This is a genomic window from Mycobacterium sp. IDUB_5 (assembly GCF_055419565.1).
The window spans coordinates 368,813-394,805 of record NZ_JBVAXX010000001.1 but is presented as its reverse complement, the minus strand read 5'-3'; the positions used below and the strand labels follow the sequence as shown (position 1 = coordinate 394,805).

At 67.8% G+C, this 25,993-nt stretch carries 26 protein-coding genes; 15 read left to right on the top strand and 11 right to left on the bottom strand.

Annotation, left to right across the window (positions count from 1 at the left end; genetic code table 11):
• Positions 1-27 precede the first annotated feature (27 nt).
• The 5 genes from ACZY1G_RS01900 to ACZY1G_RS01880 all read left to right on the top strand — a co-directional run bounded on the left by ACZY1G_RS01900 (position 28) and on the right by ACZY1G_RS01880 (position 4,087).
• On the top strand, positions 28-675 hold the full coding sequence (locus tag ACZY1G_RS01900) for a 5-oxoprolinase subunit B family protein (protein ID WP_463821444.1): 648 nt from the start codon (positions 28-30) through the stop codon (positions 673-675).
• Positions 672-1,580: a 5-oxoprolinase/urea amidolyase family protein gene (locus ACZY1G_RS01895; RefSeq protein WP_463813339.1), complete on the top strand. Its 909-nt coding sequence runs from the start codon at positions 672-674 to the stop codon at positions 1,578-1,580. The genes ACZY1G_RS01900 and ACZY1G_RS01895 overlap by 4 nt, the downstream gene beginning before the upstream one ends.
• 10 nt (positions 1,581-1,590) lie before the next feature.
• Positions 1,591-2,127 (top strand): GNAT family N-acetyltransferase, encoded by a 537-nt coding sequence (locus tag ACZY1G_RS01890; protein ID WP_463813338.1) that lies wholly within the window; start codon positions 1,591-1,593, stop codon positions 2,125-2,127.
• Between the two features lie 131 nt (positions 2,128-2,258).
• Positions 2,259-3,401 (top strand): uroporphyrinogen-III synthase, encoded by a 1,143-nt coding sequence (locus tag ACZY1G_RS01885; RefSeq protein ID WP_463813337.1) that lies wholly within the window; start codon positions 2,259-2,261, stop codon positions 3,399-3,401.
• The gene (locus tag ACZY1G_RS01880) at positions 3,398-4,087 is read left to right on the top strand and encodes a sirohydrochlorin chelatase (RefSeq protein WP_463821443.1); all 690 of its coding nucleotides are present in this window, start codon (positions 3,398-3,400) and stop codon (positions 4,085-4,087) included. The genes ACZY1G_RS01885 and ACZY1G_RS01880 overlap by 4 nt, the downstream gene beginning before the upstream one ends.
• Here ACZY1G_RS01880 and fdxA read toward each other — a convergent pair.
• The 5 genes from fdxA to ACZY1G_RS01855 form a co-directional block, all read right to left on the bottom strand.
• Positions 4,078-4,431 (bottom strand): ferredoxin, encoded by a 354-nt coding sequence (gene fdxA / locus ACZY1G_RS01875; RefSeq protein WP_463813335.1) that lies wholly within the window; start codon positions 4,429-4,431, stop codon positions 4,078-4,080. The two genes, ACZY1G_RS01880 and fdxA, sit on opposite strands and share 10 nt — an antisense overlap.
• A gap of 113 nt (positions 4,432-4,544) precedes the next feature.
• Entirely contained in the window at positions 4,545-4,925 is a 381-nt protein-coding gene (nirD, locus tag ACZY1G_RS01870) for a nitrite reductase small subunit NirD (RefSeq protein ID WP_463813334.1), read from the bottom strand.
• Entirely contained in the window at positions 4,922-7,444 is a 2,523-nt protein-coding gene (nirB, locus tag ACZY1G_RS01865; protein WP_463821442.1) for a nitrite reductase large subunit NirB, read from the bottom strand. The genes nirD and nirB overlap by 4 nt, the downstream gene beginning before the upstream one ends.
• Before the next feature lie 95 nt (positions 7,445-7,539).
• Positions 7,540-7,836, bottom strand: coding sequence for an Asp23/Gls24 family envelope stress response protein (locus tag ACZY1G_RS01860; RefSeq protein WP_463821441.1), 297 nt, complete (start codon positions 7,834-7,836; stop codon positions 7,540-7,542).
• The gene (locus ACZY1G_RS01855; RefSeq protein ID WP_463821440.1) at positions 7,833-8,252 is read right to left on the bottom strand and encodes an Asp23/Gls24 family envelope stress response protein; all 420 of its coding nucleotides are present in this window, start codon (positions 8,250-8,252) and stop codon (positions 7,833-7,835) included. Before ACZY1G_RS01855 ends, ACZY1G_RS01860 begins: the two co-directional genes overlap by 4 nt.
• A 176-nt stretch (positions 8,253-8,428) precedes the next feature.
• Between ACZY1G_RS01855 and ACZY1G_RS01850 the strand changes: the two genes are divergently transcribed.
• The 3 genes from ACZY1G_RS01850 to ACZY1G_RS01840 all read left to right on the top strand — a co-directional run bounded on the left by ACZY1G_RS01850 (position 8,429) and on the right by ACZY1G_RS01840 (position 9,971).
• Positions 8,429-9,010: an RNA polymerase sigma factor gene (locus tag ACZY1G_RS01850; protein WP_463813330.1), complete on the top strand. Its 582-nt coding sequence runs from the start codon at positions 8,429-8,431 to the stop codon at positions 9,008-9,010.
• Complete coding sequence (locus ACZY1G_RS01845; protein ID WP_463821439.1) at positions 9,001-9,438, top strand: hypothetical protein; 438 nt, start codon at positions 9,001-9,003, stop codon at positions 9,436-9,438. Before ACZY1G_RS01850 ends, ACZY1G_RS01845 begins: the two co-directional genes overlap by 10 nt.
• Before the next feature lie 83 nt (positions 9,439-9,521).
• Positions 9,522-9,971, top strand: coding sequence for a universal stress protein (locus ACZY1G_RS01840; RefSeq protein WP_463813328.1), 450 nt, complete (start codon positions 9,522-9,524; stop codon positions 9,969-9,971).
• A 2-nt stretch (positions 9,972-9,973) separates the two neighbouring features.
• On the opposite strand, the gene ACZY1G_RS01835 is transcribed toward ACZY1G_RS01840, so the two are convergent.
• Entirely contained in the window at positions 9,974-10,732 is a 759-nt protein-coding gene (locus tag ACZY1G_RS01835; protein ID WP_463813327.1) for an isocitrate lyase/PEP mutase family protein, read from the bottom strand.
• Between the two features lie 109 nt (positions 10,733-10,841).
• On the opposite strand from ACZY1G_RS01835, the gene ACZY1G_RS01830 reads away from it, so the two are divergent.
• Genes ACZY1G_RS01830 through ACZY1G_RS01805 form a run of 6 tightly spaced genes read left to right on the top strand, consistent with a single transcriptional unit; the run spans position 10,842 to position 16,969 of the window.
• A complete protein-coding gene (locus ACZY1G_RS01830) occupies positions 10,842-11,141 on the top strand; it encodes a hypothetical protein (protein WP_463813326.1) in 300 nt (99 codons plus the stop codon).
• 52 nt (positions 11,142-11,193) lie between these two features.
• Positions 11,194-12,030 (top strand): hypothetical protein, encoded by an 837-nt coding sequence (locus ACZY1G_RS01825; protein WP_463813325.1) that lies wholly within the window; start codon positions 11,194-11,196, stop codon positions 12,028-12,030.
• A gap of 51 nt (positions 12,031-12,081) precedes the next feature.
• Positions 12,082-14,010 (top strand): fumarate reductase/succinate dehydrogenase flavoprotein subunit, encoded by a 1,929-nt coding sequence (locus ACZY1G_RS01820; protein WP_463813324.1) that lies wholly within the window; start codon positions 12,082-12,084, stop codon positions 14,008-14,010.
• A 2-nt stretch (positions 14,011-14,012) separates the two neighbouring features.
• Positions 14,013-14,768: a succinate dehydrogenase/fumarate reductase iron-sulfur subunit gene (locus ACZY1G_RS01815; protein ID WP_046361589.1), complete on the top strand. Its 756-nt coding sequence runs from the start codon at positions 14,013-14,015 to the stop codon at positions 14,766-14,768.
• A gap of 56 nt (positions 14,769-14,824) precedes the next feature.
• Positions 14,825-15,202 carry a hypothetical protein gene (locus tag ACZY1G_RS01810; protein WP_463821777.1) on the top strand — a complete coding sequence of 126 codons (378 nt, stop codon included), beginning with the start codon at positions 14,825-14,827 and terminating at the stop codon, positions 15,200-15,202.
• 30 nt (positions 15,203-15,232) lie between these two features.
• Positions 15,233-16,969, top strand: coding sequence for an acyl-CoA dehydrogenase family protein (locus ACZY1G_RS01805; protein WP_463813323.1), 1,737 nt, complete (start codon positions 15,233-15,235; stop codon positions 16,967-16,969).
• Positions 16,970-17,213: 244 nt separating this feature from the next.
• Here ACZY1G_RS01805 and ACZY1G_RS01800 read toward each other — a convergent pair whose 3' ends face one another.
• Positions 17,214-17,690, bottom strand: a complete 477-nt coding sequence (locus tag ACZY1G_RS01800; RefSeq protein WP_463814808.1) for a flavin reductase family protein — start codon at positions 17,688-17,690, stop codon at positions 17,214-17,216.
• Positions 17,691-17,795: 105 nt separating this feature from the next.
• Here ACZY1G_RS01800 and ACZY1G_RS01795 point away from each other — a divergent pair, with 105 nt between their 5' ends.
• Positions 17,796-18,443 (top strand): GAP family protein, encoded by a 648-nt coding sequence (locus ACZY1G_RS01795; protein WP_463813322.1) that lies wholly within the window; start codon positions 17,796-17,798, stop codon positions 18,441-18,443.
• Between the two features lie 7 nt (positions 18,444-18,450).
• On the opposite strand, the gene pe is transcribed toward ACZY1G_RS01795, so the two are convergent.
• The 4 genes from pe to ACZY1G_RS01775 all read right to left on the bottom strand — a co-directional run bounded on the left by pe (position 18,451) and on the right by ACZY1G_RS01775 (position 25,881).
• Positions 18,451-19,572, bottom strand: a complete 1,122-nt coding sequence (gene pe / locus ACZY1G_RS01790) for an acyltransferase PE (RefSeq protein WP_463813321.1) — start codon at positions 19,570-19,572, stop codon at positions 18,451-18,453.
• A gap of 42 nt (positions 19,573-19,614) precedes the next feature.
• Positions 19,615-21,327, bottom strand: coding sequence for an AMP-binding protein (locus ACZY1G_RS01785; protein ID WP_463813320.1), 1,713 nt, complete (start codon positions 21,325-21,327; stop codon positions 19,615-19,617).
• 72 nt (positions 21,328-21,399) lie between these two features.
• Positions 21,400-24,426 carry an MMPL/RND family transporter gene (locus ACZY1G_RS01780; protein ID WP_463813319.1) on the bottom strand — a complete coding sequence of 1,009 codons (3,027 nt, stop codon included), beginning with the start codon at positions 24,424-24,426 and terminating at the stop codon, positions 21,400-21,402.
• A 33-nt stretch (positions 24,427-24,459) separates the two neighbouring features.
• Entirely contained in the window at positions 24,460-25,881 is a 1,422-nt protein-coding gene (locus ACZY1G_RS01775; RefSeq protein WP_463821438.1) for a condensation domain-containing protein, read from the bottom strand.
• Between the last annotated feature and the right edge of the window lie 112 nt (positions 25,882-25,993).

Here is a 25,993-nt window from a genome sequence, read left to right as displayed (position 1 = left end):
CCCCGCACGCGACGGTAGCGTTGGCAGATGGGTGTGACAGCAGAGGCGATCCACGACTACGGCGATCGTGGCCTGCTCCTCGAATTCGGTGACACGGCCGAGGTGCTCGCCTGGACGGAGGCGTTGCGGGCGGCCGAGTTACCCGGCGTGGTGGACCTGGTGCCCGCCGCGCAGACCGTCCTGGTCATCCTGGCCGACAACGAGTGTCAGGCCCCGACCCGTCAACGCCTCGGCCGTGTCGCGCCTGCCGCCGACAGCATCGCCGAATCGAGCTCTCCCCCCGACGGGGAGGCCGACGTCGTCATCGACGTGGTCTACGACGGGGCCGACCTCGACGAGGTGGCCCGGCTGACCGGCCTGTCGGTCGACGGGGTCGTCGCCGCGCACACCGGACGTCCGTGGCGGGTCGGATTCAGTGGCTTCGCACCGGGTTTCGGTTACCTCCTGGGCGGCGACGATCGGCTCGAAGTCCCCCGTCGCGCCGAACCGCGCACCAAGGTGCCCGTCGGTGCGGTCGCGCTGGCGGGTCCGTTCAGCGGTGTCTACCCCCGGGAATCGCCCGGCGGCTGGCAGCTCATCGGGCGGACCGACGCCGTGCTGTGGGACGTCGACCGCGACGAACCCGCGCTGCTGACCCCGGGACGTTGGGTGCAGTTCCGGGCGGTGACGCCATGACCGAGGTAACGCTGGAGATCCTGCAGCCCGGCCCGCTGGCACTGGTGGAGGATCTCGGCAGACCGGGTCTGTCACACCTCGGCGTGACCCGCTCGGGGGCCGCTGACCGCCGCTCCCACACGCTGGCCAACCGGCTGGTGGCCAACCCCGACGACCGCGCGACCATCGAGGTGACACTGGGCGGATTCAGCGCACGCGTGTGTGGAGGCGACGTGACCGTGGCGGTCACCGGCGCCGACGTCGATCCCGCGGTCGGCGGAATCCCGTTCGGCATCAACAGTGTTCACCATGTCCGCGCCGGCGACGTGATCTCGCTGGGGCCGGCCCGGTCGGGTCTGCGCTCGTATCTCGCGGTGCGGGGCGGTGTCGACGTCGAGCCGGTGCTGGGGTCGCGCAGCTTCGACGTGCTGTCCTCGATCGGACCGCGACCGCTGACATCCGGGGACGTGCTGCGTATCGGCGAGCACACCGACGAGTTCCCCGAAGTCGACCAGGCACCGGTGGCCGCGCTCGACGACGCCCCTGTGGACCTGCGGGTGGTTCCGGGGCCTCGCGACAACTGGTTCGTCGACCCCGACGTTCTCATCCGCACCAACTGGCAGGTCACCGACCGCAGCGACCGCGTGGGCATCCGTCTGGTGGGCACGCCGCTGGAGTACCGGTGGCCGGACCGCCAGCTGCCCAGCGAAGGCCTGATGCGCGGCGCAATCCAGGTGCCGCCCAACGGCTTTCCCGTGATGCTCGGCCCCGATCACCCCGTCACGGGTGGCTATCCGGTGATCGGCGTCGTCGTCGACGACGATGTCGACGCGATCGCGCAGACCCGGCCGGGCCAGACGGTGCGGATGCACTGGGCGCGACCCAGAGCGCCGTTCTCGCCGCCGGACGAGCGGTCTGCCTGGTAGACCTGCAGGTGTGCGTGCCCGCCTCGTCCACACCTCCGATCTCGACGACGACTCCCGCGCCGACGCGCGGCGCATGCTCACCGAGGCCTACGGCGGTGAGTTCTCCGACGCCGACTGGGAGCATGCGCTCGGCGGTATGCACGCGGTCATCTGTCAGCGCGGAGCGATCATCGGTCACGCCGCTGTCGTCGCACGACGTCTGCTCTACCGCGACACCGCGCTGCGCTGCGGATACGTCGAGGCGGTCGCCGTGCGGGAGGACCACCGCGGCCAGGGACTGGCCCACGCGTTGATGGAGGCAGCCGAACAGGTGATCCGCGGCGGCTACGTCCTCGGCGCGCTGAGCACCAGCGAGCTGGGGCGCCCGCTCTACACCAGCAGGGGCTGGACGCCGTGGCGCGGCACCACCTCCGTGCTGGCACCCAGCGGGCTGGTGCGGACCCCGGACGACGACGGCACCGTCTTCGTCCTGCCGGTGACCTCGACAATCGACCTGGATTCGGCCGCCGACCTGGCCTGCGACTGGCGCGACGGGGACGTCTGGTGAGCCTCACACGGGGCCCGCGGCGACGGTGAGCGGAAATTCACGGCCTGCCCGGCGGTGACACCGCGCCGCAACGGCCAGGTAACCGGCGCGAAACACGACCTGAATAGACAGTGCTCATGAAGCAGCCGGGCATGAGTGAGCCGGACTGGTCGCCGCTCACCGGATTCCGTGTCGCGGTGACCTCAGCGCGACGCGCTGACGAGCTCGCCGCGCTGCTGACCCGGCGCGGTGCGACCGTCACCAGCGCGGCCGCCATCGAGATGGTGCCGCTGCCCGATGACGACGAGCTGCGCCAACGCACCCGTGCCCTCATCGACGAACCGCCGGACATCGTGGTCGCGACCACCGGTATCGGGCTGCGCGGCTGGATGGCCGCGGCCGACGGCTGGGGCCTGGCGACCGAGCTCACCGCCGCGCTGGCCAAGGCCCGCGTGGTGTCGCGCGGCCCCAAGGCCACCGGAGCGCTGCGGGCCGCCGGCCTGCCCGAGGAGTGGTCCCCGGATTCGGAGTCATCCCGCGAAGTCCTGCACTATCTGCTCGAAGGCGGGATCGACGGCGCCCGCATCGCGGTGCAGCTGCACGGCGCGACCGCCGACTGGGACCCGTTCCCCGAATTCCTCGACGAGTTGCGTGCCGCCGGGGCCGACGTGGTGCCCATCCGGGTGTACCGCTGGCACCCCGCGCCGCGGCACGGCGACTTCGACGCACTCGTCGTCGGGATCGCCGAGGAGAAGTTCGACGCCGTCAGCTTCACCTCCGCACCTGCGGTGGCCTCGGTGCTCATGCGGGCACAGGAACTCGGCGTCGAGGACGAGCTGCTCGCCGCGCTGCGCGGCAGCGTGCACGCGATGTGCGTGGGCCCGGTGACCGCCCGGCCGCTGGTGCGGCTCGGCGTGCCGACGTCGGCTCCGGAGCGAATGAGGTTGGGCGCGTTGGCCCGCCACATCACCGACGAGCTGCCGCTGCTGCAGGCCCGCACGGTTCGGGTGGCCGGGCACCTGCTGGAGATTCGCGGCAATTGCGTGCTGGTCGACGGAGCGGTCAAGGCGATGTCACCGGCGGCGATGGCCACCATCCGTGCGTTGGCCCACCGCCCGGGTGCGGTGGTATCGCGAGCCGACCTGCTCCGCGCCCTCCCCGGCAGCGGCACGGACACCCACGCCGTGGAAACCGCGGTGCTGCGGCTGCGAACAGCGTTGGGAGACAAGAAGATGGTGGCCACCGTCGTCAAACGCGGCTATCGGCTGCCCATCGACGAGGCGTACGCGTCATGAGCTACGTGCTGGTGGCGCACGGTACCCGCAAGCCGCAGGGCGTCGAGTTGATCGGCGACCTGGCCGGCCGCGTGTCCGAGATGGTCGAGCACCCAGTGCACGTCGCCTTCGTCGACGTCATCGGACCCACGCCTGCCGAGGTCCTCGACGCCCACGCCGACGAGCCCGCCGTGCTGGTGCCGGCGTTCCTGGCCCGCGGTTACCACGTGACCACCGACATTCCCGCGCACGTGCATGACAGCGGTCATCCCGCCGTCACCGTGACCGCCGCGCTGGGTCCCGACCCGCAACTGGTCCGAGTGGTCGTCGATCGACTCGTCGAAGCCGGCTGGCGCCCTGACGATTCAGTGGTTCTCGCGGCCGCGGGCACGTCGGACCCGGCAGCGCTGCACGACCTGCACACCACCGCCGCGTGGGTGTCGGCAACGCTCGGTTCACGCGTGGAACTGGCGTTCGCCGCGACCGGGGAGCCGCGGGTCGCCGATGCCGTCACCGCACTGCGCCGCTGCGGCCGACGGGTTGTCGTAGCGTCATACCTGTTGTCCGAGGGCTTGTTCCAGGATCGGTTGCGCGACAGCGGTGCCGATGTGGTGACCGAGCCGCTGGGACGGCACCCCGGTATCACCCGGTTGACCGCCCACCGGTTCCTGCGGGCCAGGACGGCGAGGCTCGTCCGTCAGGGGTGATCGGTCGTCGATGGTGGCTGAGCAGCCACCAACGGCGTGTCAACGCCGATCCGGCCCAGCGCAAGCGCACCCCCGGGGTCACCGATCGGAGCGTCGCGGCCGGGGAGGACCACGCTGAAGAACGCCGCGTTGTCTTCGAGGTGTGCGAGTTCCTCGTCGGGTAGGTCGGTTTCGTAGTAGATGGCGTCGACACGGCAGGCCAGACGGCAGGCACCGCAGTCCACGCACTCGTTGGGGTTGATGTACATCGCCCGCGCACCCTCGTAGATGCAGTCGGCGGGGCACTCCTGCACGCAGGACTTGTCGACGATGTCCCTACACGCGCTGCCGATCACATACGTCATGACTACGACGGTAGGTAGTTTTCGCGGCCGTGTCGCGGGCCGAAAGTCCCTAGTCTGTTGTTCGCCAGCGAGAAGCCATGGTTGTGAAATCGCCTGAACTGCAGCCGGGAATGCTATTCCGCGGTGGGATCCGCGGGGGGAGTGCCGATCTGGACGTCACCGTCTGGGGTGACGCGGGTGGCATAGACGGGCAGCTCGTAGGTCGGATCGTCCAGGCAGATCCCGTCGTCGAGGGCGAAGGCCTGCTTCTTGAGTGGGGACTGCACGGTGACGCGCCCGCCCCGGTCACCGACGATTCCCCGCGACATCACCGCCGCGCCGGTGAACGGGTCGATGTTGCCGACCGCATGCAGGGTGCCGTCATCGAGGCGGAACAGTGCGGCCTGCGCTGCGTCGGGCAGCAGCACCCCGACACCGCGATTGGGCAGCAGGAAGTCGTAGGCGCAGGCCGTCGTCCAGACATCGACCGTGCTGATGTCACTGAGAATTGTCACCGCTGAACCACCTTCGGTACACCGAGCGGAGTCGGCACCATGCGCCCCGCATTCTTCGTGAACGTGACCGTCGGGTCCTCGACGCCGGGGGCGTTGACGAACGAGACGAAACGCGCCAGCTTGTCGGGATCGTCGAGCACGCCCTTCCATTCGCACGCGTAGCCCTCGACGTGGCGGGCTATCGCGGCCTCGAATTCCTCTGCCAGACCCAGGGAGTCGTCGCAGACGACATCCCTTATGTGATCGAGTCCCTTCTCCTCCACCCAGGGTGCGCTGCGCTGCAACCGATCCGCGGTGCGGATGTAGAACATCAGGAAGCGGTCGATGTAGCGCACCAACGTCTCGTCGTCGAGATCGCTCGCGAGCAACTCCGCGTGGCGCGGGGTCATTCCGCCGTTGCCGCCGACGTAGAGGTTCCACCCGTTCTCGGTGGCGATGACACCGACGTCCTTGCCCCGCGCTTCCGCGCATTCGCGGGCGCACCCTGACACACCCATCTTGATCTTGTGCGGTGAGCGCAGGCCGCGGTAGCGCAGCTCCAGATTGATGGCCATCTGCACCGAATCCTGCTGCCCGTAGCGGCACCAGTCACTTCCGACGCAGCTCTTGACTGTGCGCAGCGACTTTCCGTACGCGTGGCCGGATTCCATACCGCCCTCGACCAGCCGCCGCCAGATCTCGGGGAGCTGATCGACCCGCGCACCGAACATGTCGATGCGCTGACCCCCGGTGATCTTGGTGTACAGACCGAAATCGCGGGCGATCTCGCCGATCAGGATCAGGTGCTCGGGCGTGATGTCACCGCCGGGCACGCGCGGCACAACCGAGTAGCTGCCGTTGCGCTGGATGTTGGCCAGGAAGTGGTCGTTCGAGTCCTGCAGAGACGCCTGTTCCCCGTCGAGGATGTGATCGCTGCTCGTCGACGCCAGGATGGACGCGACGACGGGTTTGCATATGTCGCAACCCTTTCCGCTGCCGAACTTCTCGATCAACCCCGAGAAGGTGCGGATCTCGGTGGCGCTGACGATCTCGAACAGCTCCGCCCGGGAGTGGCCGAAGTGCTCACAGAGAGCCTTGGACTGCTCGACCCCCTGGGCTTCGAGCAGCTGCTTGAGCAGCGGTACGCACGACCCACACGAGGTGCCCGCCTTGGTGCAAGACTTCAGCGCGGCTACGTCACAGCAGCCTGAGCCGATGGCGGCGGTGACATCACCCTTTGTGACGTTGTTGCACGAGCAGATCTGTGCTGCATCCGGGAGCGCAGCGACACCGAGAGATGCGGCGCCCGAGTCACTTCCGACCGGCACGATGAAGGACATGGGGTCACCGGGCAGCTGCTCGCCGACCATCGGGCGCAACACCCCGTAGGCCGACGCGTCGCCGACCAGGATGCCGCCCAGCAGCGTGCGGGCGTCGTCGGAGAGCACCAGTTTGCCGTAGGTCTGCGCCACCGCGTCGTTGACCACGACCTCGAGACAACCCGGCGTGGCGCCCATCGCGTCACCGAAGCTCGCCACGTCCACACCGAGCAGCTTGAGCTTGGTCGACATGTCGGCCGTACCGAATTCGGCTGCACCACCGAGCAATCGGTCAGCCACCACCTCGGCGCTGGTGTATCCCGGCCCCACGAGGCCGTAGCACCGGCCGTCGATGGCAGCAACCTCGCCGATCGCGAAGACACGCGGGTCCCGTGTGGCACAGGACGTGTCGGTGAGCACTCCCCCACGTTCGGCGATCGCCAGCCCGGCCTCGCGCGCCAGCTCGTCACGCGGCCGCACACCTGCGGCGAAGATCACCACACCCGCGTCGACGACGGTGCCGTCGCTGAGCGTGACCCGCGCCCCGGCATCTGATGCTTCGATGCGCTCGGTGCCCACCCCGACGTGCACGGCGATACCCAGTTCGCCGATCATGCGGGCCAGCAGTGCACCACCGGCCTCGTCGAGCTGCTGGGCCATCAGCCGGGGTGCCATCTCGACCACGTGCGGTGTCATCCCGAAGCCGCGCAGCGCGTTGGCGGCCTCCAACCCGAGCAGGCCGCCTCCGATGACGACGCCGTCGGCGTCACCGGAGGTGGCGGCTGCTGCGCGCATCGCGTCTGCCTTGATCGCGTCCAGATCGTCGAGTGTGCGATACACGTGACAGACCGGCAGATCATGGCCCGGCACCGGCGGCACGAAGGCGTACGAACCGGTGGCCAGCACGAGCGCGTCGTAGCCGAATCGCTCTCCGTCGGAGGTGATCACGGTGGCCGCGGCCGTGTCGAGCGCAACGACGCGCTGCCCGAGCCGCAGCTCCACCTGCTCGTCGCCGTCATAGGTGTTGCCCGCCAACGCAAGTCGGGGGCGGTCCCAGTGCTCGGTGTATCCCGTCAGGCCGACCCGGTCGTACGCGGCGTCGAGTTCCTCTGCCAGCACCGTGATCTGCCATTGATCGGCCGAGTCTCGAGCCCGCAATGCCTCGACGAATCGGTGGCCGACCATGCCGTGGCCGACGACCACGACGCGTGAAGTTGCCATGCGGCCACGCTAGGAAGCACATATTGCCGCCGTGTTCTGCCGTGTGAAGGGCCCATCACGGTGTGCTCACCGGGCCGCGAGGCCCGCTGTGAGCGTCAGTCCACTGCGGCGCTGTCGACTGAGACGACGTCCTCGACGGTCACGTTGACCGCCTGTCCGGGGAACTCACGGGCCACCGCCTCGCGGACCGCGGCCGCGGTATCACGCACCGGCGCACCTTCCCGCACGCTCAGGTGGACATCGATGTCGGTGTCGCCGAGCCGCACACCGTCCACCCGCCGTCCCGGCAGGTAGGTGCCGACCTCGCCGAACATGCCAGGGTGCAGACCTACGACTCCCGGGGTGCCCAACACGACGTCGGCGACGATGTCTGCGGCCTCGCGGGCGCTCATACGACGCGCAGATCGTCGGAGGTGCGCGCCCGGTTCTCGGGAGCGTTGTCTGCCGTGATGTCGCCCTCGACGAAGACGTCGTGCACGGTGATGTTCACCTCGACGACCTCCAAGCCGGTCATCCGCTCGAGGGCGGCGACGACGTTACGGCGGATGCCCGACGCGAGATCGTTGATCGACACCCCGTATTCGGCCACGATGTCGACGTCGACCGCCGCCTGCTTCTCGCCGACCTCGACCGACACGCCTTGGGCGTGATTGACCGAGGCGCCGGGGATGCGGTCCCGCAGCGCGCCGACCGCGCGGGTCGCGCTGCCGCCCAGTGCGTGCACCCCGTTGACCTCCCGCGCCGCCAGGCCGGCGATCTTCGCGACCACCGTGTCGGCGATCGTCGTCTTTCCGCGTTCCGTGCTCATGGCTGTCCTGCCTTCCTCGGCGTTGCTGTGATGCTCTCACCAGTAGGTCGCGCAGCGACGGCCGATCCGAATCCCTGACTTATGTGTCACCGGCCACATCGCGGTCACGCAGATGGCTAGGCTCGCGGCGTCATTCCGTTTCGCGTTGTGGATAGTCGAGAGGATCACTTCAGACGATGTCTGCCGGCGACCCCCTGGTCGAGGATGACGTCGAGATAGATGTCGACGACCGCGACCTGGCAGCCGCGGCGGCCGCCGGGGACCGCAGTGCCTTCGAGACCCTGATCCGCCGGCACGGGCCCGCACTGTATCGCTACGCCCGTCGGATGACGCGCGACGAAGCTGCCGTGCAGGACATCGTGCAGGAGACGTTCGTCGCCGCGTGGCGTCAGATCGAGCGGTTTCGCGGCGATTCGAGCCCTCGGACGTGGCTGTTCGCCATCTGTTCGCGCAAGGTGGCCGATTCGCACCGGGTGAAGCGGGCCATCCCCCTCGACGACCGGCTCCTCGACCCCGCCGACCCGTCGGCTGCCTCGGACCCGTTCACCACCCTGTCGAACACCGAGTTCCTCGGCGCGTTGGAGGAAGCGCTGGCCGAATTGCCGCCACGACAGCGGGCTGTCTGGATGCTGCGCGAGGTCGAAGAATTGACCTTCCCGCAGATAGGGACGATCCTGAGTCTGAGCCCCGACGGAGCACGGGGGCATCATCACCGCGCACGAACCACCCTGCAACAGAGGCTGCAACGATGGCGATAGGCGATTACGACGTGCTGGCCCGGGCATCGCGGGAACTGCGCGCCGCGCCTGAGCGCGGCTGGCCGGCCATCGAGCGGCGGGTCATCGAGGCCGTGCGCGCCACCCCCCGATCCGGCTGGCCGGTGGCCGTCGTCGATCCCCGTCCCGGCCAGGCGCCGGGCCGCATCGAGGTCAGCGATCTCGTGGTGCGCGCCACCGTGGCGCGCGGCGTGCGGTCGCTTCCCGACGTGAAGCTGGTCGACATCGGCGTCGCGGTCGACGACGCTGCGCTACGAGCCGTACGCATCGAGGTCAGCGGCCGCTACGGCGTCGACCTGGCCGCCACGGCAGAACGGGTCCGCACGCAAGCCGTCACGGCGATCACCGAGGTCGTCGGCGACGTCGCCGGCGTCGAGATCGACATCGCGATCACCGACGTCCACCGCTGAGGTCGGTTCGCGTCGGCCCATTCCGGGGTAGAAGTCGAGTGAACACTTGTACGCTCGATGGACGCCAGGGAAAGGGGCATCACGTGACCTCGTACAAGACCATCGTCGTCGGCACCGACGGCTCGGACACCTCTCTGCGCGCCGTGGACAAGGCGGCGGCGCTGGCAGCGGAGTCCGGGGCACGCCTGATCATCGCCTCGGCGCACGTGCCGAAACGCCACGACGCCGCCGGACCGGACCCCGATCAGCCCCGTGGTGAGGCCTACCGGACCGAGGGCGACGCGCCCGTCTACGGACTGCTGCGCGACGCTGCCGCGCGGGCCCGCAACGCCGGCGCCAGCACCGTCGAGGAACGCGCGGTGGAAGGGGCGCCCGCCGATGCGCTCATCGACCTGGCCGAGAAGGTCGGTGCCGACCTCCTCGTGGTGGGCAGCGTGGGCCTGAACTCGATGGTCGGCCGGCTCGTCGGCTCGGTGCCTCGCATCGTCAAACGCAAGGCCAACACCGAAGTCCTGGTCGTCGAGACCGACTGACGTCAGCGCCAGCGCGCCAGGATCTCCTTCGCACGCTCCGCAAGAGCCGCCTGCCAGAACGGCCCGAAACTGATGCGCGCCACGCCGAGCGGACCGTACGACGCAGGATCGGCCTTGTCCGGGGCGCCGATCGCGTTCACCGGAAGCGGAAGCTCGGACGTCAGCCGCGTCATGGTCTCCGGGGCGTGTAGTCCCACCGGGTAGAGGACGTCGGCTCCGGCGTCGGCGGCCAGCCGCAGCCGGGCGATCGCGCGGTCCACCCGATCGGACTCGTCGCCGTCCTGACGCAGGAACAGATCGGTGCGCGCGTTGACCACGACGTGCACTCCCGACGCGTCGGCCGCTGCGCGCAACGCCCCGACCACGTCTGCGTGTTCTTCCGGGGTGCGGAGCCGGCCACCCTCGCTGTGCACGGTGTCCTCGATGTTGAGGCCCACCGCCCCGACGCTGAGCAATCCTTCGATGAGCCGTTCGGGCGCTTCGGCGTAGCCGGATTCGATGTCGACCGACACCGGCAACTCCGTCGCCGCGGTGATCTGGGCGACCCGGGTGAGCAGATCGTCGAAGGTCATGCCCTCGTTGTCGGCCTTGCCGACCGAATCGGCCACCGGGTGGCTGCCGACGGTCAACGCCGCGAACCCGGCGTCGGCCGCCAGACCCGCTGACCACGCGTCCCACACCGTCGGCAGAACCACCGGATCACCGGGCCGGTGAAGCGCCAGCAACTGCTCCGCACGGCCCTTGAGAATGTCCTGCGCCATTGTTACCTCCATGTCATCAAAGTGATCTGTCTCACCCTCGAGGCGGGTGATATGGCTAGCATCGAGTGCGTACTGTGATGCACGACACCCTTCAGCCCAAGGAGGTCACTTGTCCACCAGCACCACCGAGCTCGCCGAACTTCACGATCTGATCGGGAATCTCCGGCGATGCGTGACAACGCTGGCGTCGCGATACGGGGACAGCCCTGCCACCCGTCGCATCGTCAACGACGCCGAACGCATCCTCAACGATATCGATCGCCTCGATATCGACGCCGAGGAACTGGAACTCGCGCGCGGTCTGTCCCGGCACCATCACGCCGGCGAACGCATCGCGATTCCGGACACCCAGTACGACACCGATTTCTGGCGGGGCGTCGACGACGAGGGCCTCGGCGGAACCCGCTGAGCTCGGGGCCGACCGGACAGGTCTGCCCGGAAAACTTCATCGAGAGGGAAATGTGAGCGCACCCACCGCCGACCGCAAAGCGACCGGCGTCTTCTCCCCAGGCCGAGCCCAGATCGCGGCGCGCACCTTGCGTACCGACAACTGGCTCAAGTCGCCGATCGTCACGGACCTGGGGTTCGCCGCGTTCATCATCTACGCGACGGTGCGTGCGTTCATGCGCGACAACTTCTTCGTCGCGGAGTACCACTACCTCACACCGTTCTACTCACCGTGTCTGAGCAAGGCCTGCGGCGAGGCCAGCGAGTTCTGGCCGCAGATCCTGCCCACGTCGGGGCCGTTGTCGCTACTGCCGTACGCGCTGCTGTCGCTGCCGTTCCTGCTGCTGTTCCGGCTCACCTGCTACTACTACCGCGGCGCCTACTACCGCTCGGTGTGGCAATCGCCGACTGCCTGCGCCGTGGCCGAGCCGCACGCGAAGTACACCGGCGAGACGCGCTTCCCGCTGGTCCTGCAGAACCTGCACCGCTACTTCTTCTACATCGCCGCGCTCATCTCGGTCATCAACACCTGGGATGCGATCAAAGCCTTCCACTCCGAGGACGGTCCCGGCGGCTTCGGCTTCGGCCTCGGCAACGTCATCCTCGTGATCAACGTGGTGATGCTCTGGGTGTACACGATCTCGTGCCACTCGTGCCGTCACGTCGCGGGCGGCCGGCTCAAGCACTTCTCCAAACACCCGGTCCGGTACTGGATGTGGACGCAGATCAGCAAGCTCAACACCCGGCACAAGCTCTACGCCTGGATCACGCTGGGCACGCTGATGTTCACCGACTTCTACATCATGCTGGTGGCCAGCGGCACGCTTCCCGATCTGCGGTTTGTCGGCTGAATCAGCCTGTCCCACAGAGTTTTTCATTTGATCAAGGACGAGTGAGGGTTAATGGCTTCGGAGGAAGCGGAACTGGAACGCCACGAATACGACGTCGTCGTCATCGGGGCCGGCGGGGCCGGACTGCGCGCGGTGATCGAGGCCCGGGAACGGGGTCTGCGCGTCGCGGTGGTGACCAAATCGCTGTTCGGCAAGGCTCATACGGTGATGGCCGAGGGCGGCTGCGCGGCGGCGATGCGCAACGTCAACACCAAGGACTCCTGGCAGGTGCACTTCGGTGACACCATGCGCGGCGGCAAGTTCCTGAACAACTGGCGGATGGCTGAGCTGCACGCCCAGGAAGCACCCGACCGGGTGTGGGAACTCGAGACCTACGGTGCATTGTTCGACCGCACCAAGGACGGCAAGATCAGCCAGCGCAACTTCGGTGGCCACACCTATCCGCGCCTGGCCCACGTCGGTGACCGCACCGGCCTGGAGATCATCCGCACGCTGCAACAGAAGATCGTCTCCCTGCAGCAGGAGGACAAGCGCGAACTCGGCGACTACGAGGCGCGCATCCGGGTGTTCCACGAGACCTCGATCACCGAGCTGATACTCGACAACGGCAAGGTTGCCGGCGCGTTCGGCTACTACCGCGAGACCGGCGACTTCGTGTTGTTCGAAGCACCCGCGGTGGTGCTCGCCACCGGCGGAATCGGCAAGTCCTACAAGGTGTCCTCGAACTCGTGGGAGTACACCGGGGACGGGCACGCGCTGGCGCTGCGGGCCGGCTCGAAGCTGATCAACATGGAGTTCATCCAGTTCCACCCGACCGGCATGGTCTGGCCGCTGTCGGTGAAGGGAATCCTGGTCACCGAGGGCGTGCGCGGTGACGGCGGAGTGCTGAAGAACTCCGAAGGCAAGCGGTTCATGTTCAATTACATCCCCGACGTCTTCAAGGGCCAGTACGCCGAGTCCGAAGAAGAAGCCGACCAATGGCTCAAGGACAACGACTCGGCGCGCCGCACCCCTGACCTGCTGCCCCGCGACGAGGTGGCCCGCGCGATCAACACCGAGGTCAAGGAAGGCCGCGGCACTCCGCACGGCGGCGTGTACCTCGACATCGCCTCTCGCATGACACCGGAGGAGATCAAGCGCCGTCTGCCGTCGATGTATCACCAGTTCATCGAGCTGGCCGAGGTCGACATCACCACCGACGAGATGGAGGTCGGGCCGACCTGTCACTACGTGATGGGCGGTATCGAGGTCGATCCCGACACCGGCGCGGCCGCGACGCCGGGGCTGTTCGCCGCCGGTGAGTGCGCCGGTGGGATGCACGGCTCCAACCGGCTGGGCGGCAACTCGCTGTCCGACCTGCTGGTCTTCGGCCGCCGCGCCGGACTGGGCGCCTCCGACTACGTGCGCGCGATGTCCGAACGGCCGACAGTGAGGCAGGACGCGCTGGACACGGCGAAGGACATGGCGCTGGCCGTGTTCGACGGTCCGGCCGACGGCTCGGCGCCGGAGAACCCGTACACGCTGCAGCTGGACATGCAGGACACGATGAACAACCTGGTCGGCATCATCCGCAAGGCCGACGAGATGCAGGAGGCACTCGACAAGCTGGCTGAGCTGCGCGATCGGTACAAGCGGGTCAAGGTCGAGGGCGAGCGCAAGTTCAACCCGGGCTGGCATCTGGCGATGGATCTGCGCAACATGCTGTTGGTCAGCGAGTCGGTGGCCAAGTCGGCGATCACCCGCACCGAGAGCCGTGGCGGCCACACCCGCGACGACTTCCCGACGATGGACGCCAGCTGGCGCAACCACCTGCTGGTCTGCTCCAGCGACGGCGACGATCCCGTGGTGCCGAACGTCGGTGTGACCAAGGAGCGTCAGCCCACCATGCGGCCGGACCTGCTGGAGACGTTCGAACTCTCCGAGCTCGAGAAGTACTACACCGACGACGAACTCCTCGAACACCCGCAACGGAAGGGCTGACCATGGGTGCCTATAACGCGAAGATGCGTGTCTGGCGCGGCGACGCCTCCGGCGGGGAACTGAAGGACTACACCGTCGAGGTCAACGAGGGCGAGGTCGTGCTCGACATCATCCATCGCCTGCAGCAGACCCAGACCGGTGACCTCGCGGTGCGCTGGAACTGCAAGGCCGGCAAGTGCGGATCGTGCTCGGTGGAGATCAACGGCCGTCCGCGCTTGGCGTGCATGACGCGCATGTCGACCTTCGGCGAGGACGAGACCGTCACGGTGACCCCGCTGCGGACGTTCCCGGTGATGCGCGATCTGGTGACCGACGTGTCCTTCAACTACGAGAAGGCCAGGGAGATCCCGTCGTTCACGCCGCCGAAGGATCTGCAGCCGGGCGAGTACCGGATGGCACAGGAGGACGTGAACCGGTCGCAGGAGTTCCGCAAGTGCATCGAGTGCTTCCTGTGCCAGAACGTCTGCCACGTCAACCGTGACCACGAGGAGAACAAGCTGGCGTTCTCCGGCCCGCGGTACCTGATGCGCCAGGCCGAGCTGGACATGCATCCGCTCGACACACACGGTCATCGTGCCGAGCAGGCCCAGGAGGAGAACGGCCTCGGGTACTGCAACATCACCAAGTGCTGCACCGAGGTGTGCCCCGAGCACATCAAGATCACCGACAACGCGCTGATCCCGATGAAAGAGCGTGCGGCAGACCGCAAGTACGACCCGGTGGTGTGGCTCGGCAACAAGCTGTTCAGGCGGAAGTAGCCCCGGACGTGACCGACGGCCGGGCTGTCGCGGGGTCGATCTCGACGACGGACAGCGTGGCCGTCGCCGGGTCGATCGGGACCGTCAACAGCGCCGCCGTCGCGGGTTCCATCGGCACCGTGGGCAGTGTCGGCGTCGTCGGCTCGGTGGGTACGGCCGGCAGCGCTGCGGTCGTACGAGCGATAGGGACCGCGGGGAGCGCGGGCGTCGCCGGCTCCATCGCCACAGCCGGCAGCGCGGCCATCGCCGGGTGCGTGCTGGCGGTGCTCTGCATCGCCTGCCGAGGCTGTCTGGCGTGCCTCGCGTGCGTGGACTGTGCGCGCTGCCGAGCCTGCGTCGGATGTGTCAGCTGCGACGGCTGCATCGGGTGCGTGGGCTGCGTGAACTGCACCGGGCTGCGCAACGCCGTCGGTCTTCGCGACGTTCACGCCTGAGCGGCAGCCGGGGGCGCTACGTTGGCACGCATGCCGATTGCGCGTCTGCTCAACCCTCACACCTTCGACTCCGACCGCCTCGATGCGGAGTCGCGCCGCCAGCTGCAGGCACTGATCGACTGGTTCGAGGAGCGCGGCAAGACGCGGCTGCTGCGCGACGACCTCGACGCGGCCTGGGTGTCGGACTTCCTCGACTTCGTCAAGCGCGAGCGGCTGTTCGCGACGTTCCTGACGCCCTCGGAGTTCGCCGGCGGCGACCCCGACAAGCGGTGGGACACCTCGCGCAATGCCGTGCTCAGCGAGATCCTCGGTTTCTACGGGCTGTCCTACTGGTACGCCGAGCAGGTCACGATCCTCGGCCTCGGCCCGATCTGGCAGAGCGACAACGTCAAAGCCAAGGAGAAGGCAGCCGCGCAGCTCGAGGCCGGTGAGGTGATGGCCTTCGCGCTGTCCGAGCGCGAACACGGCGCCGACATCTACAACACCGACATGGTGCTCACTCCTGCGGCCGATGGCGACAGCGAGGGCGTGCTGTTCCGGGCGTCCGGGGAGAAGTACTACATCGGCAACGGCAACGTGGCCGGCATGGTGTCGGTGTTCGGGCGGCGCACTGATGTCGACGGCAGCGATGGCTACGTCTGGTTCGTGGTCGACAGCTCGCACGAGAACTACGAGCTGATCGGCAACGTCGTGCACGGCCAGATGTTCGTCAGCACGTTCGCGCTGCACGACTACCCGGTCTACGACGAGGACATCCTGGTCACCGGGCCCGACGCGTTCTCGGCCGCGCTGAACACCGTCAACGTCGGCAAGTTCAACCTGTGCAGCGGCTCGATCGGCATGTGCGAGCACGCCTTCTACGAGGCGATCACCCACGCCAACAACCGCATCCTCTACGGCAACCCGGTTACCATTTTCCCGCACGTGCGGGCCAGCTTCGTCGACGCCTACGCCCGCATCCTGGCGATGAAGCTGTTCAGCGACCGCGCCATCGACTACTTCCGCAGCGCGGGCCCTGAGGACCGCCGGTACCTGCTGTTCAACCCTGTGACCAAGTCGAAGGTGACCTCCGAAGGCGAGAAGGTCGTCACGCTGTTGTGGGATATCCTGGCCGCCAAGGGGTTCGAGAAGAACACCTACTTCAGTCAGGTCGTCCGGCTCATCGGTGCGCTGCCGCGGCTGGAGGGCACCGTGCACGTCAACGTCGCGCAGATCTTGAAGTTCATGCCGAACTACATGTTCAACCCGACCTCCTATCCCGAGATCGGCACCCGCGACGACCCGGCCGACGACGTGTTCTTCTGGTCGCAGGGCCCGGCCCGTGGCGCGTCGAAGGTGCAGTTCGCCGACTGGGTGCCGGTCTACGAGCGGAATGTCGGCATCGCCAACGTGGGCCGGTTCTACGAACAGGTGACCGCGTTCAAGAAGTTCCTGACCACCGCGGCGCCTGATGCGGCCCAGCAGAGCGACCTGGACTTCGTTCTCGTCGTCGGCCACCTCTTCTCGCTCGTGGTCTACGGCCAGCTGATCCTGGAGCAGGCCGAACTGACCGGTCTCGACGCCGACCTGACCGACCAGATCTTCGACGTGATGGTTCGCGACTTCTCGGCGTACGCCGTCGCGCTGCACGGAAAACCCAGCTCGACCGAGACGCAGCAGGCGTGGGCGCTCTCGGCGATCCGCAAACCCGTCACCGACTCGGCCCGCTTCGACAGGATCTGGGACGAGGTGGCTGCCTACGACGGTGTCTACCAGATGAATCCCTAGCACGGTTCCTGGTTCAGCCCACTCCGCGGGGGTACGCTCGCAGCCAGCAGCCAGTCAGCGTCGAAAGGCAGCGCCGTGTCTTTACATCAACCGTTGAGTGTCAACGACATTCGAACAGCAATCCGTGAGATCAGCAGCCGAGCGGACCTCGCGCGCCGGGAGGGCCGGACGGCTGATGCCGCCGAACTCGACCAGCGCGTGCGGCACTATCGCGAGGAACTGAGCGCTCGTCCCTGAACGGCCGTCAGGCGCCCAGCCGACGGAACGTACTGCGGTGGAACACGATGGGCGCCACCTCCGGATGCACCGTGATCCGGCTGACCCGCAGGACCACGATCGTGTGGTCGCCGGCAGGCACCTGCTGCTCGATGGAGCTCTCCAGCCACACGCTGGTGCCTTCGATGAACACCGCACCACGCTCGGTCGATGCGGTCTCGAGCCCGGCGAACCGGTCTCCCGTCTTCGCGGCCAGAGTGCGCGCGGCCGCGTCGTGCGCCTCGCCGAGCACGCTGATACCCAGGTAGGGCGCCTCGACGAGCTTCGGCCAGGTGGTCGAGGTGTTCTGCACGCAGAACGACACCAGCGGCGGGTCCAGGGACACGGGCACGAACGTGCTGGCCGCCAACCCGACCCGGGTGCCGTCCAGCTCCGCCGCGATCGCGATGACACCGGTCGGGAAATGGCCGAACGCTTCCCGTAGCGACGATGGACTGAGATCCATGTCCGCGTGTCGTCTGCTCATCCCTCCCATCTTCACACGTGGCCGCGACGCGACGCCACGATGAGAATCCGGCTGAGTACAACCCCACGGTAAGTTGACGCCATCATGTGGATTCCGCTCCTGCTGATGGCTCTCGCGGTCAGCCTCGAGCCGTTCCGGATCGGCATGACGGTCGTGATGGTGAACCGCCCGCGACCCGCGCTGCAACTGCTGGCGTTCCTGACCGGCGGATTCCTCATGGGCACCGTGGTGGGGGTGGCGGTCCTCTTCGTCCTGCGGCCCGCGCTGGATTCCGCGCGATTCACCCTGCCCGTCGTACAGATCATCGTGGGCGCCATCGTGCTGACCAATGCGGCGCTGATCGCAGTGGGAGTGATCGGCCGGCTCCCGGCCACCGACGGACCCGTCATCGCCCGCGTCCGGCGCCTGCTGGGCGGGCGTTCCCTGTGGATCGCCGGTGCCGCCGGCCTGGGCATCGCGTTGCCGTCGGTCGATTACCTTGCGGCACTGGCCCTGATCGTGACCTCGGGCGCCGAAGCGTCCGTGCAACTCGGTGCGCTAATCATGTTCAACGTGGTGGCGTTCGCATTGGTGGAACTGCCCCTGCTGGCCTACCTGGTCGCCCCGGAGCGCACGCGGGCCACGCTGATGTCGGTGCACGAACGTATCCGAGCGGGCGGCCGGCGGGCTGTCGCCGCGCTGGTGGCCGCCGTCGGCGGTGTCCTCGTCGTGGTCGGGTTGGCGGGGCTGTAGCGGGGCTTCAGCCCTGGTGGTTCACCACGTACTGCAACCCGGCCAGCAGCTGGGACACCGGATCGGAGCCGCCGCCGAACGCCGCCTGGGTCGCAGGAGCTGTCACCGCCGCCGGGTCGTACCCGTTCACCGGGTCGACCGTGATCGGCGCGGTCGCCGGATCGTCGTTGCGGGAGTATCCGGCGTCGACGTAGGGCTGGAGCACCTTGTCGAGTTCGATCAAGGTCTTCTTGTCCACCCCGAGGTATTTGAACGGCAACACCAGAGGGAGGTGCTCCTCGGGGATCATGAACGTGGTCGTTTTCGCGCCGCGAGAGTTCACGGTCGTCCGGATGTTCTGCGGCGGGACGTTGCTCGGCGTGGTGAACGCGACCGCGGTGTGCCCGGTGGCCAGCCCGACGATCGCATTGGCCACCGACATCCAGTTGTCCGGCCGGTCGGGCCAGTCCGCGATGCTGTCGTAGGCCGAGACGAACTGATAGGTGTCGTACTGGCTCTCCACCGGCGCCGGGATGCGGTAATCCAGGGACGGCACCACGCTGCCGACGGGGAAGTTCTGCGTCAGGAAGCTCTCGCCGAACGCGTGCTTGCCCACCGGATCGCCGTACATCGCGAAGCTCAGCTGATCCGGTGGCGGGGCGGCGGGATCGTAGGCCAGTTTGGCCTGGACGTCGTTGAGCACCATCGCACCCTCGGACAGCCCGATCGCTGTGCCGCGGCCACCTTGGCGTACCGCGTTGACGACGTTGGGCGTGCCGATGTCGACCGACTCGCCGATGCTCGGGCCGTCGAGACCGAGACCCGGAACGAAGCGCTCACCGAACGCGCCGATACCGGGGAACAACCGCTCCAGGGTGTGGCCCTGCACCTGCCCGGCGGGGTAGTCCACGATCTGACGTTCCAGCCCCGGGAACCAGTCGGCGCCGGTGCGCATGATGTATTCGTCGTACGGGATGCCGAGGACATGGGCGCCACCGAGGGCGTACGCCCGGCCCGGCGTTCCCAGCACCGGTGTGCCGGGTGGGGCCGGCGGCGGTGGCGGCTCATCCGCACTCGCGATACCCGGGCCCACACCACCCGCCACCCCGACCGTGATGAATGCGGTGATCGATGCCAGCGCTCTGCGCACGGTCACTCCCGGATGGGCCCCGTTGTTCTCTCGTTGCGACACTCAGGCGTCCAATCGCTCGAACTGATCGGTCCGGTAGTGCTCGACGCAGGCCGCGCGTCGCACCTTGCCGCTCGTCGTCGTCGGGATCGAGCCGGGTGGCACCAGCACGAGGTCTTCGACGCTCAGCCCGTGCACTGTCGAAATCGCCGAAGTCACAGTGCTTTTCACCTCATGCAAATCTTCTGGCTTCTTGAGTTCGATCACAGTGACGAGTTTTTCGGTGCTGTTCACCGGAACCGAGATTGCCGCGACCCGGCCACGGGTGATCTCCTGGACGGTCGCCTCGATGTCCTCGGGATAGTGGTTGCGGCCGCGGATGATCAGCAGATCCTTGATCCGGCCGACGATGAACAGCGCGCCGTCATGGACGAATCCGAGATCGCCGGTGCGCAGCCACGGCCCCGGGGGCGTGTCGGCCGAGGGCGCCGTGATGGCCGCCCCGAAGCATTGCTGCTCTTCGGCGGAGCGACTCCAGTAGCCGGCAGCCACGTTGTCACCGCACAACCAGATCTCACCCACCACATCGGGCGGACATTCGACGCCCGTGTCGGTGTCGACGATGCGCAGCACCGGTGACGACGGCAGCTGGTAACGGACCAGCGCCGACCCGCCCAACCCGCACCGCTCGACCCGGCCGGCCGACAGCGCATCGGTGTCGAACCGATCCACGTCCGCGGAGTCGTCCCAGACCCCCGATGCGACGAACACGGTGGCTTCGGCCAGGCCGTAGGAGGGTCGCAGCATGTTGTCTCGAAAGTTGAAGTGCGCGAACCGATCCGAGAAGCGCTCGAGCGTAGCGGGATCGACACGTTCGGCGCCGTTGATGATCCCCAGCACGCGGCCGAGGTCGAGCCCGGCGAGATCGGCGTCAGTGACCTTGCGGGCAGCCAGCTCGAACGCGAAATTCGGCGCTGCGGAGAACGCACGCTCGTTGCGGGCCAGCGCACGAATCCAACGGGCCGGCTGCTCGAGGAACGCGACGGGGCTGGTGAGATCAGCGGGGAAGCCGCCGAGGATCGGTGCGCACACCCCGAGGACGAGGCCCATGTCGTGGTAGAAGGGCAGCCACGACACGATCGTCAGGCCGGTGGTGTCCCGCCCGGCGAACAGGTTGCGCATCAACTGCTCGAAGTTCACCGAAAGGTTGCGGTGCGAGATCATCACGCCGGTCGGCAGCCGCGTCGACCCCGAGCTGTACTGCAGATAGGCGGTGTCCGGCGGATCTGCGGGCGGGCTGAACACCGCGCCCTGGGCGTGCGGGTCGATGGCATCGACGTGCAGCAGTATGGGAACAGTGTCCAGCCGTGACTGCTCGACGTAGTCGCGGACATCGGCGGAGACGGCCGAGGTGGTCAGCACGACCGCGGGTGTGGTGTCGTCGAACACCGCGCTGACGCGGTCGTGGCTCGAACCCCGGTGCGGCAGCGGCAGCGGCACGGCGATGAGCCCCGCCTGCATCGCACCGAGGAACGCCAGGATGTATTCCAGACCCTGCGGTGCGAGGATCACCGCGCGATCGCCGGTGGCGCCGTGCGCGGCGATCTCCGCGGCCACGCTCATCGTGCGGCGCGACAGCTGCGACCAGGTCAGCGTCTGCGCGCGGCCCGCCGGGTCATCGGTGTAGTCGGTGAAGGTGAACGCGGTGCCGTCGGGGCGCATCGAGGCCCGACCGTGCAGCATCGACAACACAGACGACAGTCCTGTGTGCGTCATGATCTCAACCCCCGACCGACCGTCGTCGTAGTCTCACACACCGCGCCCGTCGGCGCGAAACCTCGCGACACGTCAGACCGCCTCCGCTTTCTCGGTGCCAGACGTCGCCCCCGACGTCGCTGCCGTCACCCGGGACGGCCACCAGTTGGCCCTCCCGACCAGGGCGGCGATCGCGGGCACCGTGATGGTGCGCACCACGAAGGTGTCCAGCAGGATGCCGACGCCGATCACGAAACCGCCCTGCACGACGATGCCGATGGACGAGAACAGCAGCCCGGCCATCGATGCCGCGAAGATCAGTCCGGCCGCGGTGATCACCCCGCCCGTCGACCCCAGCGTCCGGATCACGCCGAAGCGCACGCTGTGCGGCGATTCGTCCCGCAGCCGGGACACGAACAGCATGTTGTAGTCCGCGCCGACCGCGACGAGCACCACGAACGCCAACGGCGGAACCGTCCAGTGCAACGGTTGGTCGAGGAGGTACTGGAACGTCAGCACCCCGATGCCGATCGCGGCGAAATACGAAAGCACCACCGAGGCCACCAGATACAGCGGCGCGATGAGCGAACGCAGCAGCACCATCAGCGTCAGCAGCACGATCATCAACGTGACCACGATGATGAACCGGATGTCGCGCTCGTAGTAGTCGCGGGTGTCCCGCAGTGCGGCGGGATAGCCACCCATCGAGATCGTGGCGTCCGCCAGCATCGTGTTGGGTTGCGCGCCGCGCGCGACGTCGTTGATCGCGTTGACCTGGTCCATCGCCTCGGGGCTGAACGGATTGAGTGTGGTCTGCACCAGGTAGCGCGCCGAATGGCCGTCGGGCGAGATGTACGCCGCGGACGCCTTCTGGAACTCCGGCGCGGCCAGGACCTCGGCCGGGATGTTGAAGCCCGCCATCGACGAGGCGCCCGCGTCCTTGCGCATCGTCAGTAGGAACGTCGACGCCTGGTCGAGGCCTGCTGCCAGGACCTGGATCTGCTCCACCAACTGGTCCACGCCCCCGGCCACCTGCCGGCTGCCGTCGGCGAGCCGGTTGGCGTTGCGCTGCAACTCGTTCACCCCGGAGCGCGCCCCCGACGGGCTGTCCAGACCGAGATCGGAAATGGTCTTGGTCAGCTTGGTGAACATGGTGTTGAGCTGGTTGACCGTCGAGGTGAGATTGCCCTTGTCGTCGACCCCCTGCAGCTGCCCGGCCAGCTGGTTGATCTCGTCGACCCGGCCGTCGTCGCGCGCGTCGGCGAGCTTCTGGAACTGCGCACGGGTGTCGACGCAGGAGGGGTTGGCATCACAGACGGCATTGCCCTGCAGCGCGGTCAGCACCGGCCCGATCCACGCGAACATGTCCTTGACCGCACGGAAATTCACGCCCATCGACAGCCCGAGCTTGTTGACGCTGTCGACGAGCTTGGCGGCCGTGGACACGTCGCGGACCAGCTTGTCACCGCCGTACTGGACACGGATCGAGGACATCGTGTCGAGCAGGCCCTTCAGACTCGGGGCGATGTCGTTGACCTGGGCGCGCACCTCGCCGAGGCTGTCGGCCAGCGTGTCCGCGCCACCGGAGAGCCGGTTGAGGTCACCGCGGCGCTCCCCGATCTGCGCCGCACCGTCGGCCAGCCGGTCACCGACGATGCCGGCTTGGAACGTGGCCCGGAACTCCGGCGGCACCTCACCGAGCGGGCGGGTGGCACCACTGACCAGTCCTATGTCAGGGAGCTGCGCGATCCGCGACGCCATCTGCTCGAGGTCGGCCAGCGCCGCCGGTGAGCGCAGGTCGCGCGGCGACTGCACCAGCACGTACTGCGGAATCGACTGGCTGATCGGGAAGTGACGCTCCAGCGCGGCGTAGCCGACCGAGCTCGACGCCGACGGGGAGACCGCTTTGCGGTCGTCGTAGTTGAATTTCGCGAACCCGGCCGCACTGGCCAGCAGCACCAGCACCAGCACGCTGGCGATCAGGTGCGGCACCGGTCTGCGCACGATGCGAATGCCCGAGCGTCGCCACATCTGTGCGGTCAGCTCCCGGCGCGGTCCGATCCAACCCCGCGGCCCGGCGAGCACCATGATCGCGGGCAGCAGCGTCAGCCCGGCCAGGAAGGCGATGGCCACCCCGATCGCCGCGGAGACCCCGATCGTCTTGAACACGCCCATGGTCGCGAAGCTCATCGCCAGGAACGTGATGCCGACCGTGGTCGCCGACGCGGTGATCACCTTGCCGATGGAGATCATCGCGCGGGTGACTGCGTCGTCGACGGAGGCCTTGTCGTTCGAGCCTGCGTCGCGGATGTAGTCGTGATATCGGCTGATCAGGAACACCGCGTAGTCGGTACCGGCGCCGGCGAGGATGGCGCTGAGGAACACGATCGACTGGTTGGACACCCCCGCGCCGGTCAGGTGCGAATAGCCGGCGACCACGCCCTGCGCGATCAGCACCGAGGCACCGATCGTGATCAGCGGCAGCAGCATCGTGAGTGGGTTGCGGTACACGACCAGCAGCACCGTCAGCACCAGGATCGCGATCGCGAGTTCGATGGGCAGCCGGTCCTGCTGGCCAGCGACGGTCAGGTCGGCGACCGTCGCGGCTGGTCCGGTGATGTGCACCGTCAGCGGGCTCCCGCGCGGCGGCGCGGCATGGGAGATGACGTCGGTGACGCGATTGAACGATTCGTAGGCGCGCGGGGTGCCCAGCTCCCCGACCAGCGTCACCGGAAGCACCCAGGTGGTCTTGTCCTCGCTGGTCAGGAACTTGCGCAGCTGGGGGGTGCTGACGAAGTCCTGCACTGACACCACGTCGGTGACGTCGTCGCGCAGCGCGTCGACGACCTTGCGGTAGACGGCCTCGTCGGCCGGGACCAGTCCGGACTCGTTGATGAACGCGAGGACGAGCAGGTTGTCCGACCCCGGCTCCTTGAACGCGTCGGCCATCTTCGTGGCGGTGACGCTCGACGGCGCATCCGCCGGGAGGATCTGCAGCGGGTGCTTCTGCGCCATCTCGTTCAGCGAGGGGAAACTCAGCGGCAGGGCCACGGCCAATGCCACCCAGACGGCGATCACCGCCCAGGGAAAGCGCACCACCAGACCGGCTAGCCGCCCCATGTCGTCACCCCCGAACCCTCGCCGTACCCCACGCTAAGCGACGCGTCCCCACTGGCCGCTGTCAGCGACCCGCGTCGCCACCGACTTCATCGCCGCCATGTAGCGATCGACCGACTTCGCCGCGACGGCGTTGTCCGGATGCATGATCGCCATGGCCGTGCCCTCGCCGTAACGGAAGATGTAGATCGTCAGCTGGTAGGAGTACCGGCCATCGGGGTAGATGCCGATGTTGTCGGCGAGCCCCATCTCACCGGCCGCCAGGATCGCGTTCATCGGTGCCGCGCCGCCGTGCAGGAAGTTCGTCACCGGGAAGTTCGCCTGCGGCCAGCGCAGCCAAGGCGCCAGTTCCAACACGCGGTAGTAGGGCACCTTGGCCATCGCCAGCCCGGCGTCGAAGGCCGACTGCGCCGACCAGGCCGCGTCGGGGAACGACGCGGCGCCGATCGGTACGACGATCGGGATCAGCCCGGTGAACCAGCCCTGGGTCATGAAGTTGTCCGACGCGCTGCGCGAATCGCGCGGCGTCAGCCCGTAGTACGTCAGCGCCCCCGTCAGCTCGTGCTCGACCTGCGCCAGGCAGGCGAACAGCCCGCCCACGAACCGGGCCCCTGCACTGGCGCAGGCCGCCTCGAAGCGATCGGTCTGCGCGCTGTCCATCAGCAGCAGCGACGTCATCGTGCTGCGGGTGGACTGCTCCGGATCGCCGAGCGGCAGCGGGAACTCCGGGAAGCCGTCGGAATTGTTCTCGGCGAAGTCGAGCCACGCCGCGACGCCGGGCGAGTCGGTGTCCAGCGAATCGGTGTACTCACGCTCACGCACGCAGAAGTCGTCGAAGCTGCCGGCGTCGGGCAGCTGCAGCGCCTGCCCACTCGCGCTGAGCGCCGAGTACATGCCGTTGGCTTCCATCATCGTGGTGCCGATCAGCGTCGCGTCACCGTGCACGTGGTCCATCGACGCGAAGAAGCTGAAGTGGTTCTCGCCCTGGATGACGCCGAACGTGAAGCATCCCCACTCCAGCGGACTGGGGATGTCGATGACGTGCGCGTGGATCTGTTCGATCGTCATGTGGCCGTGCTCGACGGGGACGAACTCGATGTCGGCCGAATCGGTCAGGGCATGCCGGATGAACGTGCCGTCCTCGGTGGGGGCGAACCAGCTGCGGAACGTGTCGTGCCGCCGGAGGTAGTTGTTCACCGCATGGTCCATCGCCGCGACGTCGCATTGGCCGGCGACGTCGCAGCTGGCGATGATCTGGCGCGAGAAGTTGAGCCCGGCGGCGGCGCGTTCGCGGTAGTTCCGCAGGTGCTGGCCCTGCATGTAGCTGACGGGCACAGGGCTGACGGGCGCACGGCGCGCCTTCTCGATCGACGCCAGCGTCGGGTGCCAGGACGTCACCGAACCTGGGGCGACCGACCACTCGTCGAGTGCGCCAACCGTGATCTTGCCGATGCGCACTGCGCCGTCCTCCCCACTGACCCACTATCGAACATGACGTTCGGATGACATTGTGCATGATGCGCGCGCTAATCTGACCGCCGAGTAAGTTCACCGCTGATGAGGGGGGAAA

Bases quoted from the DNA above. Each gene is read 5' to 3' on its own strand.
- ACZY1G_RS01850 (WP_463813330.1), top strand. From the start codon at position 8,429: ATGTCTGCCGGCGACCCCCTGGTCGAGGATGACGTCGAGATAGATGTC.
- ACZY1G_RS01805 (WP_463813323.1), top strand. From the start codon at position 15,233: ATGCCGATTGCGCGTCTGCTCAACCCTCACACCTTCGACTCCGACCGC.
- ACZY1G_RS01800 (WP_463814808.1), bottom strand. From the start codon at position 17,690: ATGGATCTCAGTCCATCGTCGCTACGGGAAGCGTTCGGCCATTTCCCG.
- ACZY1G_RS01780 (WP_463813319.1), bottom strand. From the start codon at position 24,426: ATGGGGCGGCTAGCCGGTCTGGTGGTGCGCTTTCCCTGGGCGGTGATC.
- ACZY1G_RS01815 (WP_046361589.1), top strand. From the start codon at position 14,013: ATGGGTGCCTATAACGCGAAGATGCGTGTCTGGCGCGGCGACGCCTCC.
- nirB (WP_463821442.1), bottom strand. From the start codon at position 7,444: ATGGCAACTTCACGCGTCGTGGTCGTCGGCCACGGCATGGTCGGCCAC.
- ACZY1G_RS01885 (WP_463813337.1), top strand. From the start codon at position 2,259: ATGAGTGAGCCGGACTGGTCGCCGCTCACCGGATTCCGTGTCGCGGTG.
- ACZY1G_RS01880 (WP_463821443.1), top strand. From the start codon at position 3,398: ATGAGCTACGTGCTGGTGGCGCACGGTACCCGCAAGCCGCAGGGCGTC.
- ACZY1G_RS01785 (WP_463813320.1), bottom strand. From the start codon at position 21,327: ATGACGCACACAGGACTGTCGTCTGTGTTGTCGATGCTGCACGGTCGG.
- ACZY1G_RS01835 (WP_463813327.1), bottom strand. From the start codon at position 10,732: ATGGCGCAGGACATTCTCAAGGGCCGTGCGGAGCAGTTGCTGGCGCTT.
- ACZY1G_RS01820 (WP_463813324.1), top strand. From the start codon at position 12,082: ATGGCTTCGGAGGAAGCGGAACTGGAACGCCACGAATACGACGTCGTC.
- ACZY1G_RS01860 (WP_463821441.1), bottom strand. From the start codon at position 7,836: ATGAGCGCCCGCGAGGCCGCAGACATCGTCGCCGACGTCGTGTTGGGC.
- ACZY1G_RS01895 (WP_463813339.1), top strand. From the start codon at position 672: ATGACCGAGGTAACGCTGGAGATCCTGCAGCCCGGCCCGCTGGCACTG.
- ACZY1G_RS01845 (WP_463821439.1), top strand. From the start codon at position 9,001: ATGGCGATAGGCGATTACGACGTGCTGGCCCGGGCATCGCGGGAACTG.
- ACZY1G_RS01855 (WP_463821440.1), bottom strand. From the start codon at position 8,252: ATGAGCACGGAACGCGGAAAGACGACGATCGCCGACACGGTGGTCGCG.
- fdxA (WP_463813335.1), bottom strand. From the start codon at position 4,431: ATGACGTATGTGATCGGCAGCGCGTGTAGGGACATCGTCGACAAGTCC.
- ACZY1G_RS01795 (WP_463813322.1), top strand. From the start codon at position 17,796: ATGTGGATTCCGCTCCTGCTGATGGCTCTCGCGGTCAGCCTCGAGCCG.
- ACZY1G_RS01900 (WP_463821444.1), top strand. From the start codon at position 28: ATGGGTGTGACAGCAGAGGCGATCCACGACTACGGCGATCGTGGCCTG.